The 16,300-nt window shown below is 55.1% G+C and carries 11 protein-coding genes; 6 read left to right on the forward strand and 5 right to left on the reverse strand.

Going from position 1 to position 16,300, the window contains the following annotated elements:
• Nucleotides 1-36: 36 nt before the first annotated feature.
• Nucleotides 37-2,892 (forward strand): two-component system sensor histidine kinase RcsC, encoded by a 2,856-nt coding sequence (rcsC, locus tag K5Y30_RS15250; protein WP_222184653.1) that lies wholly within the window; start codon nt 37-39, stop codon nt 2,890-2,892.
• 48 nt (nt 2,893-2,940) lie between these two features.
• On the opposite strand, the gene rcsB is transcribed toward rcsC, so the two are convergent.
• The 3 genes from rcsB to K5Y30_RS15265 are packed head-to-tail and all read right to left on the reverse strand — an operon-like array spanning nt 2,941 to nt 7,437.
• A complete protein-coding gene (gene rcsB / locus K5Y30_RS15255) occupies nt 2,941-3,591 on the reverse strand; it encodes a response regulator transcription factor RcsB (RefSeq protein WP_007889370.1) in 651 nt (216 codons plus the stop codon).
• Nucleotide 3,592: 1 nt separating this feature from the next.
• Nucleotides 3,593-6,259 carry a phosphotransferase RcsD gene (rcsD, locus tag K5Y30_RS15260; protein WP_110866697.1) on the reverse strand — a complete coding sequence of 889 codons (2,667 nt, stop codon included), beginning with the start codon at nt 6,257-6,259 and terminating at the stop codon, nt 3,593-3,595.
• Between the two features lie 23 nt (nt 6,260-6,282).
• On the reverse strand, nt 6,283-7,437 hold the full coding sequence (locus K5Y30_RS15265; protein ID WP_222184655.1) for an MFS transporter: 1,155 nt from the start codon (nt 7,435-7,437) through the stop codon (nt 6,283-6,285).
• Nucleotides 7,438-7,999: 562 nt separating this feature from the next.
• On the opposite strand from K5Y30_RS15265, the gene K5Y30_RS15270 reads away from it, so the two are divergent.
• From K5Y30_RS15270 to ompC, 4 genes are all read left to right on the forward strand, one after another.
• Nucleotides 8,000-9,784 (forward strand): Ig-like domain-containing protein, encoded by a 1,785-nt coding sequence (locus tag K5Y30_RS15270; RefSeq protein WP_222184663.1) that lies wholly within the window; start codon nt 8,000-8,002, stop codon nt 9,782-9,784.
• A 71-nt stretch (nt 9,785-9,855) separates the two neighbouring features.
• A complete protein-coding gene (locus K5Y30_RS15275; protein ID WP_222184665.1) occupies nt 9,856-11,988 on the forward strand; it encodes a type I secretion system permease/ATPase in 2,133 nt (710 codons plus the stop codon).
• On the forward strand, nt 11,985-13,154 hold the full coding sequence (locus K5Y30_RS15280) for an HlyD family efflux transporter periplasmic adaptor subunit (protein ID WP_222184667.1): 1,170 nt from the start codon (nt 11,985-11,987) through the stop codon (nt 13,152-13,154). The genes K5Y30_RS15275 and K5Y30_RS15280 overlap by 4 nt, the downstream gene beginning before the upstream one ends.
• A gap of 598 nt (nt 13,155-13,752) precedes the next feature.
• Entirely contained in the window at nt 13,753-14,877 is a 1,125-nt protein-coding gene (gene ompC, locus K5Y30_RS15285) for a porin OmpC (protein ID WP_101763675.1), read from the forward strand.
• Nucleotides 14,878-14,901: 24 nt separating this feature from the next.
• Here ompC and K5Y30_RS15290 read toward each other — a convergent pair whose 3' ends face one another.
• Nucleotides 14,902-15,465: a TetR/AcrR family transcriptional regulator gene (locus tag K5Y30_RS15290; protein WP_222184669.1), complete on the reverse strand. Its 564-nt coding sequence runs from the start codon at nt 15,463-15,465 to the stop codon at nt 14,902-14,904.
• A 93-nt stretch (nt 15,466-15,558) separates the two neighbouring features.
• On the opposite strand from K5Y30_RS15290, the gene K5Y30_RS15295 reads away from it, so the two are divergent.
• Entirely contained in the window at nt 15,559-16,014 is a 456-nt protein-coding gene (locus K5Y30_RS15295; protein ID WP_222184671.1) for a nuclear transport factor 2 family protein, read from the forward strand.
• 3 nt (nt 16,015-16,017) lie between these two features.
• On the opposite strand, the gene K5Y30_RS15300 is transcribed toward K5Y30_RS15295, so the two are convergent.
• Nucleotides 16,018-16,176 (reverse strand): hypothetical protein, encoded by a 159-nt coding sequence (locus tag K5Y30_RS15300; protein WP_167391201.1) that lies wholly within the window; start codon nt 16,174-16,176, stop codon nt 16,018-16,020.
• Between the last annotated feature and the right edge of the window lie 124 nt (nt 16,177-16,300).

The raw sequence follows: 16,300 nt of genomic DNA on the forward strand, positions 1-16,300 counted from the left end.
ACATCCTGATAACCTCTTACCGCCAGTGAGCCTCTTTTGAAATATCTCGTCTCCTTTCGCACTACGCTTCGAATTTCGCGCTATCTGTTTCGTGCGCTGGCGTTGCTGCTCTGGGCGCTGGGTGCGCTGCTGACCACTTTCTACATCATCAACGTGCTGCATGAGAAAGAGAACGCGGTGCGTCAGGAGTTTGCCGCCAATTATGGTCAGGCTGAGTGGTACGTGCGCCATTCGGCGGACGTGATGCGCGAGCTGAAATACATCACCGAAAATCGCCTGAGCAGCAGCGCTAATGGTCTGGATGTGCTCAACGGTTTGCCGCCGGGCAAAGGTGCGCTGCCGCAGTTCACGCCGCTATTTTCCGATGGCGACTGCACGTCAATGAGCAATACCTGGCGTAACTCGCTGGACTCGCTCAGCTACTACATCAATTACTGGAAAAGCAATTTTGCCTCGGCGTATGAATTGAACCGCGTGTTCTTCATCGGCGGAGAGAATCAGTGTCTGGCTGATTTCACCATCGGCAGCAACAATTCGGTCGATCGTGAACGTAGCCTGAAAGCGCTGCGCGAACGCGTGCTGCATTATCGCAACGGCAATGAAGAAGAGCGCCGCCAGCCGATGTATTGGATCACCAGCAGCGCGCAGCCGGGCGTCGGCAACTTCTATATGGTGATGCCGGTATATGTGGCGAACAAGCTGCAGGCGTTGCTGGGCGTGGAGCAGAATATTCGCCTTGATGAATTTATTCAGCCGGGCGGTTTGCCGCTGGTGGCCACCATCACCGATGAAAACTACCGTCCGCTGATCAGTTCGCGTCGTGGCGGGCCGGGCTACTCGCTCGACGATCTGCCGGATAACAGCACCTGGTTCGGCTATCTCGACAGCTATCGCCAGCTGGTGCTGAAAAAGCCGCTGCCGCCGTCGAATCTCAATGTGGTGTGGTCGCTTTCCACCGACGTGTTAACCGATCAGCTCAAGCTGATGCTGATTAACGCGCTGCTGCTCAATATCTTAACCGCGGTGATTTTGTTCACGCTGGCGTGGATTTTTGAGCGCCGCATGTTCCTGCCGGCCGAGGAGAATGCGCATCGGCTGGAGGAGCACGAGCAGTTCAACCGTAAGATTGTCGCCTCGGCGCCGGTCGGCATCTGTATCCTGCGCACCAGCGATGGCACCAACATTCTGAGTAACGAGCTAGCGCATAACTATCTGACACTGCTGACGCAGGAAGATCGCCAGCGTCTGAATGAAATCATTGGCGGTCAGCAGGTCAACTTTGTCGATGTGCTGACCGGCAGCAATACCAACCTGCAAATCAGCTTTGTGCATTCGCGCTATCGTAATGAAAACGTGGCGATTTGCGTGCTGGTGGATGTTTCGGCGCGCGTGCGCATGGAGCAGTCGCTGCAGGAGATGGCGCACTCGGCCGAGCAGGCCAGCCAGTCGAAATCGATGTTCCTCGCCACCGTCAGTCATGAACTGCGCACGCCGCTGTACGGCATTATCGGTAACCTCGATCTGCTACAAACCAAAGTGCTGCCAAAAGGCGTCGATTCACTGGTGACGGCGATGAATAACTCGTCGAGCCTGCTGCTGAAGATCATCAGCGACATCCTCGACTTCTCGAAGATTGAATCCGAACAGCTGAAAATTGAACCGCATCCGTTCTCACCGCGTGAAGTGGTCAATCACATTGCCAGCAACTATCTCTCGCTGGTGGTGCGTAAACGCCTAACGCTGTATGTGTTTATCGAAAACGATGTGCCGCTGATCATGGATGGCGACGCCATGCGTCTGCAGCAGGTGATATCCAACCTGCTGAACAACGCCATTAAATTCACGCATACCGGCTGCATCATCCTGCATGCTTACGTCAAAGAGGGGTATCTGGCATTCCGCGTACGCGATACCGGCGTCGGTATTCCGGCCAAAGAGGTAACGCGCCTGTTCGATCCGTTCTTCCAGGTGGGTTCTGGCGTGCAGCGTAACTTCCAGGGCACCGGCTTAGGGTTGGCGATCTGTGAAAAGCTGATCAACATGATGGACGGCGACATCGAAGTCGATTCCGAACCGGGTATGGGCAGCCAGTTTATCGTGCGTATTCCGATCTATTCCGGTCAGCTGGCGGCGCCACCGCTGCTCGACGGCTTGCAGGAAAAAGCCATCTGGCTGGATATGCGTAATGAGTATCTCGCCAGCTTCCTGCTGCGTCTGCTGCAACAGCAGGGCATTCAGGCAGCGTATTACCACGGCCAGGCGGCGGCTGATGATGTGATCATCAGCGATCACGATGAGCCTGCCGCGCAAACTGGACGCGCACATATTCGTATCTGTGGTGAGCACATCGATATGCCGCACGAAACCGCGCCGGGGCAATGGATTCAGAGCAGCGCGATGCTCCACGATCTGCCGCAGCTGCTGGGCCGCATCTACCGCATCAACATTAATAGCCAAACCGCCACGCCGCTGCCGTTAACCGCGCCAAAAGCCGCCGCGACTTTCGAAGATATTATCGTGCTGATTGTTGATGACCATCCGATCAACCGCATGCTGCTATCAGAACAGCTCGGCACCGTCGGCTATCAAACCAAAACCGCGCAGGATGGCGTTGATGCGCTGAACGTGCTGAGTCGCAACCATATCGATATCGTGCTGAGCGACGTGAACATGCCGAACATGGATGGTTATCGCCTGACGCAACGTCTGCGTCAGCTGGGACATACTTTCCCGGTGATTGGCGTCACGGCAAATGCGTTAGCGGAAGAGAAGCAGCGCTGTATGGATGCGGGTATGGATAACTGTTTGTCGAAGCCGGTCACGCTGGATGTGTTGAAAAGCACGCTGGCGGTGTATGCGGAACGCGTCAGAAAGGGCAGGGTAGAGGCGTAAAGCGGATACTAAAAAATGGGCGGTGTCAGAAGACGCCGCCCATTCGTATTACTCTTTGTCGACCTGAGTGGCGCTGACAGAAGAGAGATAGTTCAGCAGCGCGATATCGTTTTCCACGCCCAGTTTCATCATGGCTGATTTCTTCTGGCTACTGATGGTTTTGATACTGCGGTTAAGTTTCTTAGCAATCTCAGTCACCAGGAAACCCTCTGCGAACAGACGCAGTACTTCACTCTCTTTCGGCGACAGACGTTTGTCACCGTAACCACCGGCGCTGATGCGCTCCAGCAGTTTTGCCACGCTTTCCGGCGTATATTTTTTGCCTTTCTGCAGAGCCGCGAGTGCTTTTGGCAGATCGGTTGGTGCGCCTTGCTTCAGTACGATCCCTTCGATATCCAGATCCAACACCGCGCTCAGGATCGCTGGGTTATTGTTCATGGTCAGAACGATAATCGAGAGGTCCGGATAGTGACGTTTGATGTATTTAATCAGGGTGATACCGTCACCGTACTTCTCGCCTGGCATGGAGAGGTCGGTAATCAGGACATTAGCGTCCAGTTTGGGCAAGCTGTTTACCAGTGCTGTTGAGTCTTCAAACTCACCTACAACGTTAACCCATTCAATCTGTTCCAGTGACTTACGGATACCGAACAGAACGATCGGATGGTCATCGGCAATAATTACGTTCAAGTTATTCATCTTATTGGTTACCTTGCTGCAGCAGTTGGCTGACGTAAGCGTCAATTTCACTGGTGGTATTTTTAATGGTTAAATCGTCACATACTTTAATGTGTTGTTCTAACGCTTCACAAAGCTGTTTACCTGAACCCAGATTGAGCATGGCAAACACGCCTTTCAGGCGATGTGCTGTCTGAGCAAGCGAGGGATAATCCTTTTCCGCCGCTTCAGTATACAGTCTCTTCACATCTGGCGGTACTGTCTCGGTAAACAGCTGGAAATAGCCTCCGCTCATTAGCGGCGTGGCTTCTTCATCTTCGCGACTCTCCTCTAACAAATCATGAGAAAGTTGCTTTTCAATCAGGGCCAGCAGCGCATCAAGCAGTGCATTACTGAGATTGAAGTTGACCCGGAATTGCTGATCGTTCAACGCGTGATGACCCATTTCGTCACCGGCCAGCAGCAGCGCCCAGCCGTTCAGGCGCGCCGGATCGTCGGTCACCAGCACATCATGATCCTGACCAGTTAAACGCTCATCCGAGGTCAGGCATTTCGCTCCCCAGTTTTCGAGGTGGCGACAAACGATCTTGTGTACGTCTTCTACGGCGATATCCACCAACGCGGTCACCCCTTCCAGCAGTTTTTCTTCCTGCTCGCCTTGCTGCTCTAACGCCAGCGGCAGCTGAATATTGTAGCGTGTGCCGATATCGGGTTTAGCGATGATCTCCAGCTGGCCGCCCATCTGTTTGCACAGCTGCTTACAGAGGAAAAATGCCATGCCGGACGCCTGGCCAAAACGATCTTGCGTGGTGTCGCCGAGATAGGGGAAATCGACATTCGCCAGTTCATCGACGCTCAAGCCGGAGCCGGTATCCACCAGCTGCAGCAAGACCTGGTTGGGCTTGTCTTCACTGGTTTTGATCTCCAGCGAAATCTTGCCCCAGCGCGTGGTGGTCAGCGAATAGTGCATCAGCGTGGTCAGCACTTTACGCAGCGCACGACGATCGCCAAAACGCATCTCGTCATTGGCTAAATGGTTATTCACCACCAGCGCTAAACCTTTACGACGCAGCAGCGGCAGGCTTTCCAGCGCGATTTCGTCCAGCATATCCTGCAGGTTGAACACGCTGGCATCAGGCGACCAGTCATGCGCTTCCAGGCGATTAAGCAGCACGATGTCATCCACCAGGCGCGCCAAACCCTGGCTCTCGTCGAGCAGATCGAGCACGCTTTCGTCATCGTCACGCTGGCTAAGTTGTACTAGTTGCTTAACCATGCTTTGCAGTGGACCATTGAGGGCGTGACCGAGGTTATGCATTAACTGCTGACGCATCTGGTGATTACGATCCAGCACCTGTTGCGCCTTCTGCAACTTCTTATTCACCAGTAATTCGCGGTCCTGATCGCGCATCATAAATAGCTGAGTATGCGGCGACAGCACGCTACGCGCGTGGCGAATTTCATACACTTCGTTATTGATGGTCGCCTGCAATACGCCCTGATGTTGATCGGACATATTGATGATTTTCTGCAGATTCAGGTGCGGCAACAGATGTTCAGCGATTTTATTGCTGAGCAGCGTGCGGTTAGTGGCGAAGTCGTACACCAGCAAGCCGACCGGCAAACTGGCGACGATCTCTTCGTTAAGCATGCGCAGCGAATCCAGCTCGGCGCTCTGATTCTCGTTCGGGCGCAGCGATTGCTGACGCAGCAGCGTAATGCCCGCAATCGACAGTAAAAACAGCACAAGGTTGATCAGCAGCGGCCACATCAGATTATGCAGCGTATCCAGCGCCAGGCTGGTGAGCGGCACGCGATACACCAGCTGCAGCGAAGTGCTAGGCAGCGAGGCGGCGATCTCCAGATTCGGGTTTACAAGCGCCACGTGCGTGCTTTCGCTGCTAGTGTCGTCGCTGGTGGTGGTGTTGGTGGTCGACGTTTGCGTCGCGTCCTGACGCAGTTGGAAGTTCTCCAGCGGCATATTACGCGGAATCAGATCGTTAACCGGCAAATCAAATGCCACCACGGTGGCTAAATGGCCCGGCTGATTGAAAGTGGTGCGCAGGGTAAAGTAGTGATCGTTCTGCCAGGCGAAGTGACGCAGCGGCGAGAAGCTTTCGCGCTCATCCAGCGCATTGGCCTGCTGCAGCATCTCGGCGCGGCGGCTATCAACCAGCGAATTGATCGCACTCTCTTTATAACGTGTCGCCATGTCTTTCAGCGGCAGCGTGGAGATCATAATCAGGCTGTTATCCTGACCATTGAGGAAGTACATCGACCAGGTCGGATTTTCCGCGCCCCACAGCGTATCGAGATAGTTGGACATGCGCATGGTCATATCCAGCGTGCTGCTATCGTGCGAACCGAAAATCAGTGCTTCGGTTTTGCGGCGGGTTTTTTCCAGATAATAGACATCCGGGCGCAGGCGGGTTTCCTGAAGATTACTGTTCGGCGACGAACCGGCGGCGCTGGTGGCCAGGTTCTCATAGATCTGCCACGTAGCGAAGCGCGACGCATCGATGCGTTTCTGCATCGCACGCGCCAAATCGGTCATCGCATAGCGCTTCTCTGTCATCCAGGCATTCACGCTGTTGTGCACCATCGCGCCCAGCGCCAGAAAAAGCACCAGGTTAAACACCACGAAAAAGCGCGTTACATTGCCGGATGTCAGAGGAAATTTATAAGGCAGCATAGTGTCTCAGGATCATGGAATTAGCGCGCAACCCGTCGGGCACTGGCAGCGACGGCCAGCAGCAGCAGAGCGATAAGCAAAAATGCACCACTCAGGCTGATCCACTGGGAAATTAATCCGATTAAAGCCGGACCTGAAAGAATACCTGCATAGCCTAACGTTGTCATGGCCGAAATCGCCAGATTCGACGGCATATCGTGTTGATTCCCGGCAGCATTGAACAACATCGGCACCGTATTGGCGAGGCCAAATCCCACCAGCAGGAAAGCCAGCAGCGCAATTTGCGGCCACGGCAGCAACACCGCCAACGTCATGCCTGCGGCAGCGGCTAACGCACCGGTCAACATCACCGGATAACGGCCGAAGCGCTGAATCACTTTATCGCCGGTCAGACGACCAATGGTCATTGCCACCGAGAACACCGCATAACCTAAACCGGCGTGCGCCGGGCTCATCTCCGGGCTTTGCAGCAGCAACAGCGCTCCCCAATCCAGCACCGCACCTTCGGCAAGAAACAGAATAAAGCAGAGTAAACCGAGGAATGCCACCCAACCGCGCGGAATAACCAGCCACGGCTGATCGGGCTGATGCAGGCGTTCGGTCATCAGCGTCGGCAGGCTCCACACCAGCAGCAGCACAATCAGCGCCATCACCGCGCCAACCGCTTGCAACGGCGTCAGGCCGCTGCCGAGTAACAAGCTGACGGAACCGGCGCCGATGATCCCGCCGAGGCTAAAGAAGCCGTGGAAACCGGACATCATCGGCTTGCGTGCGGCTTTTTCCACTTCGACAGCCTGCACGTTCATCGCGACATCCAGCATGCCGAGTCCGGCACCAAACACCATTAAAGTGGCGGCCATCAGCCACATCACATTAAGCGTCGCCAGCAGCGGTAACATCGCCAGCACCACCAGCGTGGAGCACAACATCACCCGACGACCACCGAAGCGCGCAATCAAACCGCCGGTAATCGGCATCGCCGCCAGCGAGCCAATTCCCAGACACAGCAGCAAACCGCCCAATGATGCGCCGCTCAATGCCAGACGCTGGCTGGCGAATGGCACCAGCGGTGCCCATGCGGACATGCCCAATCCAGCGATGAGGAAAACGATACGTGTCCCGAGGTTGACACGGTGATGCAATTTATTTTGCGGCGCGGCGTCCAGTGCTGTCATAAAGAGTAGTTTTCATTAGCGGGTGAAGCGACGAAGTTTAGCATCAAAGCGCATGTCACACCGCGCATCAGACCCTATCAGATGGCAGCGATTAAACGCCAGAAACAGGCATATTACCGATTTTTTACGCATCGCTGCGCTTTTCCAGAACTTTCCTGGCATGTGCCAATCATTACTGGAGTGACTTAAGTAAAATTTTTTCTGCCGAATGATGCAGTATACTGATGAAAGATTCCGCGCCACATGCGGCCTGGACGTCAATTTTTTGGCGCTGTCGCAAAGCATGCATTTCCGGATTTTCGCCAATAGGCAGCGACCACGTAAAACCGATATGTTAGTCATCCCATCAGCTCCCGATGCGGAATATAGCGAGATCGAGATTATTTCTCCCCCTTTGGGAGAATTTTGCTGTGCCTTATTTTAGTCCTTGTTACCTGCGGGTAACCCGTTTTCATCAGGCGAAGCGGGCCATTGATTAATGGCCTGTATGGCGCACCGGTACGCTTAAAACATTAATAAGCTTAATGACCGTTGCAATACCTTCCCTGTAACGAGGTTACCTATGTCTTCACGTCAATCCGAACAACAATTAGCGGCGATTCTGCACTCTGCGGTCACTCTTTATCCGCTGGCAGACGACACATCATCTTTGCAAACGCGCAGCGTGGATACTACGCCGCCCGCGCCGTTACGTCCTTATGAACCTATTGCACAAGATGGCGTGATTGCCGCATGGGAATCCGGCAGGAATATTCACCTGCGCGGTCGCGCCGAATCTGAGCCAGGCGCCACCGTAACGCTGACCTTTAACGGCGAAGTCTGGCACAGCACGGTAAATAAATGGGGTTACTGGAATGCTTCGATGCCGCCGTCGGTGCTCAACGGATTGTCCGACGGTGCTTATTCGCTGACGCTAACCCTCACCGACAAAGCCGGTAATAGCACCGATACGCAGGTGGGCTTTGGGGTTTACGTGGATAAAACCATCAAGCCTACGCTGACGGTGGATCCGATCAGCGGTGATAACGCGGTCAGCGTGGCAGAAGGCATTTACGGCGTGGAGGTGCACGGCAGTGTTACGCACATGCCGGCGAACAGCCATATCACGGTGATTTTAGCCGGGAAAAAATACTCTGGCGGCGTTAACGATAAAGGCGAATGGACCGCCGCTATTCCTTCACAGGATCTTCAGGCGTTACAGGATGGCGTCTACAGCCTGAAAGTCAGCGCTACCGATCCCAACGGCAAAACCGCCGCTTATCTGCAGGATGTCACCTTAATTACCCACGTTAGCAGCCTGCCGCACATCAGTTTCGATAAGGTCACGGCAGACAACGTGATCAATAAAGAAGAGAGCCAAAACGATCTCACCTTTAGCGGCGATCTCTCGGTGGTGGTACCGGGCCAGCAGCTGTTGCTGTGCAGTGGAGATGCGGTCTATCACGCGCAGATTGGCAGCGACGGTCACTGGCAGGTAACGATTCCGGCCAGTGAAGTGGCGAGCTTTATTGCACTGGGCGAAATCCGCGTTTATGCGCAGGATGGCGCTGGCAACAGCACTGACGCAATGCTGGAACTGAACGTGGTCACCCAACTGCCAGACATCTATTACGAAATCAATATTGGCGGCGATACCACGCTGAATCAGCAGGAAGCGCAGCACGATCTCAGTTTCTATCTCGAAGGCGTGAAGGAGCTGACGCTCAACGGCAAAAACTACACGCCGGTCAACGGCATGGTCACCATCAGCGCCGAAGATCTGCAGGCGCTGCCGGATGGCGAAGTGTCGGCGCTGGCCACGCGCTGGGATGAGTACGGCAACCACGATACGCAGATTATTGAGAACCTGTTCAACGTTGCCACGCATCAGGTGCCTACCATTACGCTGAATCAACCGTTTGGCGACGGCGTGCTGGATGCGGCGGAGCTAAATAGCTGGCATCTGATTCAGGGCAGCAGCAGCCATCTCGATCAGGGCAGTTTGGTGACGTTGACGCTAGGCGATCAGAGTTACACCGCCACGGTTAAAGCCGACGGCAACTGGGCGCTGACCATTTTGGCGGGTCAGTTGGCACCGCTGGATGATGGCAGCTACCAAATGAAGGTCAGCGCGCAGGACAAAGCGGGCAATGTGGCGACGGCGACGCAGCCGGTGACCATCGATAGTCATGAGGCGGCCGCCAGCGTCAGCAGCGAGCCGCTGAATACGCTGCTGACCAACGCAGGCGACAGCGCCGCCGCTCAGCCCAGCGATGCGCGCGCCACGGAGAGCCACTACAACGCCAGCGATAGCAGTTACACCCTCGGCGATCATCTGCAGCAACATCAGGTTCAGAGCCTGGCGTAATCCGCCATCAACCGCTAGTAACATCGGCTAGCGGTTGCCTGCCCACACTCATTGCTCACGGGACAACAGGGATGACAGCACAACCCTTTAACAGCGACAACGGCATCGCGGCGATGCTGCGCGTCGCGGCACGCTTCGGTAAACCGGCGGACGGCAGCACGCTGCGCCAGCAGATGCGCTGGTTTCAACATCTGGCCCCGACGCAACAATTAGAACGTTTAGCCCGGCTGTTAGGCCTGCATTTGATGCTGGTGCCGCACAGCAAACTGCGCTGGCGGCAGGAAATTGTGCCGGTATTGCTGCTGCTGGAAAACGGCAGCGTGGCGTTGATAGAAGAGGTGGATAGTAACGGTGGCGTAAGTTACTGGCTGAGTGAAAGTGGCGATGTGGTGCGCGCAGGTCAGCTGCAGGATTTGCTCATGCAGGCCGACATGCAGGTCGGCGTCGTTGGTGTGGCGGCGCGGGCGCGTGATGCGCGCATCGATGAGTTTGTGCAGCCTTATCAGCCGCACTGGTTCTGGCATCACTTTCGTGGCATGAAGCGGCGCATTGCGGAAATCAGCCTGGCCTCGCTGGTCGGCAACGTGCTGGCGCTGGCGGGCATTCTGTTTTCCATGCAGGTGTACGATCGGGTGATTCCGGCGCAGTCGCAGCCAACGTTGTGGGTGTTGTTCGCCGGCGTGGTGCTGGCGGCCGCCATTGAGTATCTGATTCGTCTGATGCGCACCCAGGTTTCTGACCTGATGGGCAAACGCATCGACCTGAAAATATCCGCCATGCTGTTTGCGCGGGCGATGAACATCCGCAACGAAGCGCGTCCGCGTTCCACCGGCTCCTTTATTGCCCAACTGCGTGAAATTGATCAGGTCCGCGAGCTGCTGACGTCCACCACGGTGAATGCCGCCGCCGACCTGCCGTTTGTGCTGCTGTTTCTGCTGATCATGGCGTCGATTGGCGGCTGGCTGGTGCTGATTCCGTTACTGGCAATCCCGCTGATCGTCATTCCTGGCTTACTGGTGCAGATCCCGATGGCGCGTCTGGCGCAGGAAGGGTTGCGGGAAAGCGCGCTGCGTCAGGCGGTGCTGGTGGAAACCTTAGAAGGTGTAGAGGATATCAAAGCGCTGCAAGCGGAACCCTATTTTCAACGCCAGTGGGAGCAAACGCACGAAGTTAGCGCGGCCATCAGCAATCAGCAACGTTTGTGGGGCGCGCGCCTCACCGGTTGGTCGGCCAGCGTGCAGCAGCTCACCTATGCCGGCATGTTGGTGTTCGGCGTCTATCTGGTGCTCGACAATCAGATCACCACCGGCACGCTGGTGGCGTGCAGCTTGCTCTCATCACGCACCATCGCGCCGCTGATGCAGCTCACCATGGTGTTTTCGCGCTGGCAGCATGCGAAATCGGCGATGAAAGGGCTGGATGAACTGTTAAAGAAGCCGCTCGACCAACCCGATCACGCCACGCTGGCGCACTGTCCGGTGCTCAGCGGCCACTATCTGCTGCAAAATGTGCATTACCGCTACGAAGAGGAGAGCGGTAATAGCGTGCTCAACATTCCGCAGTTGCAGATCACGCCCGGCGAACGCGTGGCGATTCTCGGTAAAGTCGGCGCGGGCAAATCGACGCTGCTGAAGATGCTGGCCGGTCAGGCGCGCGCCAGCCAGGGCAAAGTGCTGGTGGACGGCGTCGATCTCACCTGCATCGATCCGGTCGATCTGCGGCGTCAGCTTGGCTGGCTGTCGCAGGATGCGCGGCTGTTTTTCGGCACGCTGCGCCAGAACCTGCTGCTCGGGAATCCGCACGCCAGCGAGCAGGAGATGCTGCAAGCGCTGCGCATCAGCGGCGCGTTAGCCTTGGTGCAGCAGGACGCCGCCAGCCTCGATCGCATTATTCATGAAGGCGGACGCGGCTTGTCCGGCGGCCAGCGGCAAATGGTGCTGCTCAGCCGGTTGATTCTGCGCCAGCCGCAGGTGGTTTTGCTGGATGAACCGACCGCGGCGATGGATGAGCAACTGGAGGCGCAGGTGATTCGTCAGCTGGCGCAATGGGGCACCGGGCGCACGCTGGTACTGGTCACGCATCGTCCCGCTCTGCTGCGCATGGTTGATCGCATTATCGTGATGGATAACGGCCGCATCGTGGCCGATGGCGCGCGCGACGAGATTCTGCGTCACGCCGCCAGTAAAAAAGGAGATGCGGCATGAGCGTGATGCTGTTGGATAAAGATCTGACGCGGCGTGAACGTCGCACCTCGGCGATCATCTGGCTGTGCGTGGTGGCGCTGCTGCTGTTTCTGCTGTGGGCGTACTTTGCGGTGCTGGACGAAGTCACGGTCGGCATCGGCAAAGTCACGCCTTCCAGCCGCGCGCAGATCATTGATAGCCTTGATGGCGGCATCGTCAAACAGCTCAATGTGCACGAAGGCAATATCGTGCAGCGCGGCGAGGTGCTGGCAACACTCGATCCTACGCGCTTTCAAACCAACTTTGGTGAGGCGATTGCGCGGGTGCGCACGCTGCGTGCCTCCTCTGAACGTTTACAGGCCGAGCTCAGCGACACGCCGCTGAGGTTCAGCGCCGATATCCTGCAACATCCCGAACTGGTGGCGCGCGAAACGCAGCTCTATCAGGCGCGGCGGCAGAATTTTGTCGAGACCATCGGCAATTTGCAGCAATCCCTTGCGCTGGTGCAGGCAGAACTCAACGTGACGGAGCCGCTGATGCTGCGCGGCGCGGCGGGTAAGGTGGATGTGATTCGCCTGCGTCGCCAGGTTAGCGATCTGCGCGGCAAAATCGACGAAGCGCGCAACGATTATTACGTGCGCGCCCATGAAGAGCAGGTGAAGAACAACGGTGAGCTGGATGCGCAGCTGCAGGTGGCGGCAGGCAAGCAGGATCTGCTGACGCGCACTACGCTGATTTCGCCGGTGCGCGGCATTGTGAAGGATGTGCGCGTCACCACCGTGGGCGGCGTGCTGGAGCCGGGTGGCAAGCTGATGGAGATTGTACCGCTGGAGGATCAATTGCTGATTGAGACGCGCATCAATCCACGCGATATCGGCTATATCCGGCCGGGTTTAACCGCGGTGGTGAAGATCACCGCCTACGACGCGTCGATTTATGGCGATCTGCACGGGGAAGTCGAAACCGTCTCGCCTGATACGCTGCAGGACGAAGTGCGGCACGACGAGTTTTACTATCGCGTCTATGTGCGCACGCAAAAAGCCGAACTGACCAATAAAAGCGGCCGCAGGTTCGCCATCATGCCCGGCATGGTAGCGAATGTTGAGATTAAAACCGGTCAGAAAACCGTGATGGATTATTTGCTTAAGCCACTGAATAAAGCCAGGGAATCACTGCGTGAGCGTTAACAATATGTGCCGGCAAATATTGCAGCGATCTTTGTTACGCCCCGAAATTAACATTGCCGATTTAAGACTATGAATTGAACGAAATGTGCGAAAAGAGACAAATAATGCGCGGCAATTATTGTGGTTAATTTAACCTGCGTAATTAACTTTACGCAATATAAGGCGATGTCTGAATTGCGGGCAAAAAAATGCCGGACCATCTGGTCCGGCGGGAAATTAGGGTAAATCAAAACATTCGGGGTGAATGAAGGTAATAATGAAATAAATGATGATAGCGGGGATAATTGTATGCTCTGGATGGCTTAGAGTTTTGTCATTCAGTGCGGAAATGTAACTCATGTAATTTGATGTTTTTAAACAATTAAAATATATGTTGTCAAAAAGTGCTATATTTTTTACCTATCTGTGCTGGTTATTAGTTCCCCGTAATTTACATTCTGAAATAACTATTAAATACACTGAAACAGTTTTGGAAATTTAGTAGCATTTTCGTGATAGATTATTGCCCAACATAAAATAACAATGGCGTGCCGGCTGAATTTTTAATCATTCAGTTCGCAGTGGCAAAAATAAAGGCACATTATAGAGGGTAATAAAAATGAAACGTCGCGTTCTCTCCCTGATGATTCCTGCATTGCTGGTGGCAGGATCAGCAAGCGCAGCTGAAATTTACAATAAAGATGGCAACAAATTAGACCTTTACGGCAAAGTGGACGGTCTGCATTATTTTTCTGACAACTCTGGCTCAGACGGTGACCAGTCTTACCTGCGTTTTGGCTTCAAAGGTGAAACTCAGGTGACCGATCAGCTGACCGGTTACGGCCAGTGGGAATACCAGGCTGCACTGAACACCGCAGAAAGCGAAGGCACCGCGAACAGCTATACGCGTGTTGGTTTTGCCGGTCTGAAATTTGGTGATGCAGGTTCATTCGATTACGGCCGTAACTACGGCGTGATGTACGATCTCGGCGCATGGACTGACGTTCTGCCAGAGTTCGGTGGCGATACCTACGGCGCGGACAACTTCCTGTTCCAGCGCAGCAACGGCCTCGCAACCTATCGTAATACCAACTTCTTCGGTTTAGTCGATGGCTGGAACTTCGCGGTTCAGTATCAAGGCAAAAACGACAACCCAACCGAATCTACTGGCTCTGGTCGTGATGTGTTGGGCGAGAATGGTGACGGCTACGGCCTGAGCACCACTTACGATCTGGGTTCAGGTTTCGGTATTGGTGCAGCGATGTTCCAGTCTGACCGTACCAATAACCAGAACGGTAACAATCCACGTACCGCCAACATCCTGGGTCGCGGTGATAAAGCCGAAGCTTACAGCGGTGCGCTGAAGTATGACGCTAACAACGTTTACCTGGCCGCAATGTACAGCCGTTCATACAACGCGACGCGTTTCGGCGCCAGCGATAGCGGCACCGTTTACGGTTACGCCAACAAAGCGGATAACTGGGAATTGGTGGCACAGTACCAGTTCGACTTCGGCCTGCGCCCATCTCTGGCGTTCGTCTCTTCTCGCGGCTCTGACATCGAAGGTTACGGCAGCCAGAACCTGAAGAAATACATTGATGTAGGCGCAACCTACTACTTCAACAAAAACATGTCGACCTACGTTGATTACCAGATCAACCTGCTGGACGACAACAACTTCACCGACGCAGCCGGTATCAATACCGATGACGTCGTAGCACTGGGCTTGGTTTACCAGTTCTAAGGGTGATGGAGCGTGACTTGCCGGTCACGCTCCCGTTTTCAGCAGCGCATCCAGCGCGGCATGCAGTACCTCAACCACCCGTTCCGCCTCCTCGCCAATCTGTACCTGCACAATCGCGCCCTCAACCAGTAACACAATCTGCGCCGTTTTCACCTGCTGATCGGGCAACAGTTTGTCGCTGATCGCCTGCGCCATCTCACGCTTATGCTGACGTATCAGTTCGCTGGCTTCCGCTAACGTGCTGCCCAGTTCCGCAGCGGTATTGATAAACGCACAGCCACGATAATCGTCATCCCTGAACCAGCTCAGTAACGCCGCGGGCAGCGCATCGATCAATGCCGCGTGCTGATTTAGCGCCTGGCGAAACGCCAGCATCCAGCGCTGATGGCGCTGCTGTAAAAACGCCAGCACCAGCGCATTCTTCGCCGGAAAGTGACGATAGAAAGTCACTTTGGTCACGCCCGCTTGCGCAATCACCTTATCCACACCGGTGGCGCGAATGCCTTGTTGGTAAAAAAGCTGTTGCGCGCACAGCAAGATACGATCGCGCGCGGAGGCGGTGGCATCAAAGATCAGAGGCTCAAGCATAAAAATTCCCGTGTTTGCATGTAGACAGAATTGTCTACATACGGCAGGATGAATCAAGTAGACAGACCTGTCTACATAATCGGGAGAAATAACATGCTGGTGCCACCGTTCAATCAACAAACCGCATTACAGAAAGTCCGCATGGCGGAAGATGCCTGGAACAGCTGCGATGCGCAGCGTGTTTCGCGGGTGTACAGCGAAGATACGCGCTGGCGCAATCGCAGTGAATTCGTCAATGGACGCGCAGAAGTCGTGACCTTCCTGCAGCGTAAGTGGATGAAAGAGTTGGATTATCGACTGATCAAAGAGCTATGGGCGTGGCATGAAGATAAGCTGGCGGTACGCTTTGCCTATGAATGGCATGATGACAGCGGTAACTGGTTTCGCAGCTATGGCAATGAGAACTGGCACTTTGGTGCCGATGGTTTGATGATTCAGCGATTCGCCTGCATCAACGATCTGCCGATCAGCGCAGATCAGCGTCTTTTCCACTGGCCAGCCGGCACGCGCCCGGACGATCATCCGGGCCTGAGTGAGTTGGGACTGTAAAGATTACTGAATACCGCGCCATTTTTTGGCTTTGGGCGCCGGTTGCGGCGGCGGGTTGGTGATGGCGCTCAGGCTGCCTTCCATCGCAACACCCGCCAGCGTAAAGGCCGAGAAGCTCAGCCAGTGCTGCCATTTACTGTTTTGTGTTTTGCTATTTTCCATTCTGCACCTCGCTGAAGTTCAACTCATCTTCAACAATGCAGCATTCATGCCAGCGCACCGCTCTCAGCGCCACGCGGGTTGCAGCGACTTTGCTACACTGCGCCAGCGCTGAAGCGGTGCAGAA

The organism is Pantoea sp. DY-5, assembly GCF_019795955.1.
Lineage (GTDB): Bacteria > Pseudomonadota > Gammaproteobacteria > Enterobacterales > Enterobacteriaceae > Pantoea > Pantoea leporis.

What these genes read in the sequence shown, in the direction of transcription:
- K5Y30_RS15270 (WP_222184663.1), top strand. Translation starts at nt 8,000, where the DNA reads ATGTCTTCACGTCAATCCGAACAACAATTAGCGGCGATTCTGCACTCT.
- K5Y30_RS15265 (WP_222184655.1), bottom strand. Translation starts at nt 7,437, where the DNA reads ATGACAGCACTGGACGCCGCGCCGCAAAATAAATTGCATCACCGTGTC.
- K5Y30_RS15290 (WP_222184669.1), bottom strand. Translation starts at nt 15,465, where the DNA reads ATGCTTGAGCCTCTGATCTTTGATGCCACCGCCTCCGCGCGCGATCGT.
- K5Y30_RS15280 (WP_222184667.1), top strand. Translation starts at nt 11,985, where the DNA reads ATGAGCGTGATGCTGTTGGATAAAGATCTGACGCGGCGTGAACGTCGC.
- K5Y30_RS15300 (WP_167391201.1), bottom strand. Translation starts at nt 16,176, where the DNA reads ATGGAAAATAGCAAAACACAAAACAGTAAATGGCAGCACTGGCTGAGC.
- ompC (WP_101763675.1), top strand. Translation starts at nt 13,753, where the DNA reads ATGAAACGTCGCGTTCTCTCCCTGATGATTCCTGCATTGCTGGTGGCA.
- K5Y30_RS15275 (WP_222184665.1), top strand. Translation starts at nt 9,856, where the DNA reads ATGACAGCACAACCCTTTAACAGCGACAACGGCATCGCGGCGATGCTG.
- K5Y30_RS15295 (WP_222184671.1), top strand. Translation starts at nt 15,559, where the DNA reads ATGCTGGTGCCACCGTTCAATCAACAAACCGCATTACAGAAAGTCCGC.
- rcsB (WP_007889370.1), bottom strand. Translation starts at nt 3,591, where the DNA reads ATGAATAACTTGAACGTAATTATTGCCGATGACCATCCGATCGTTCTG.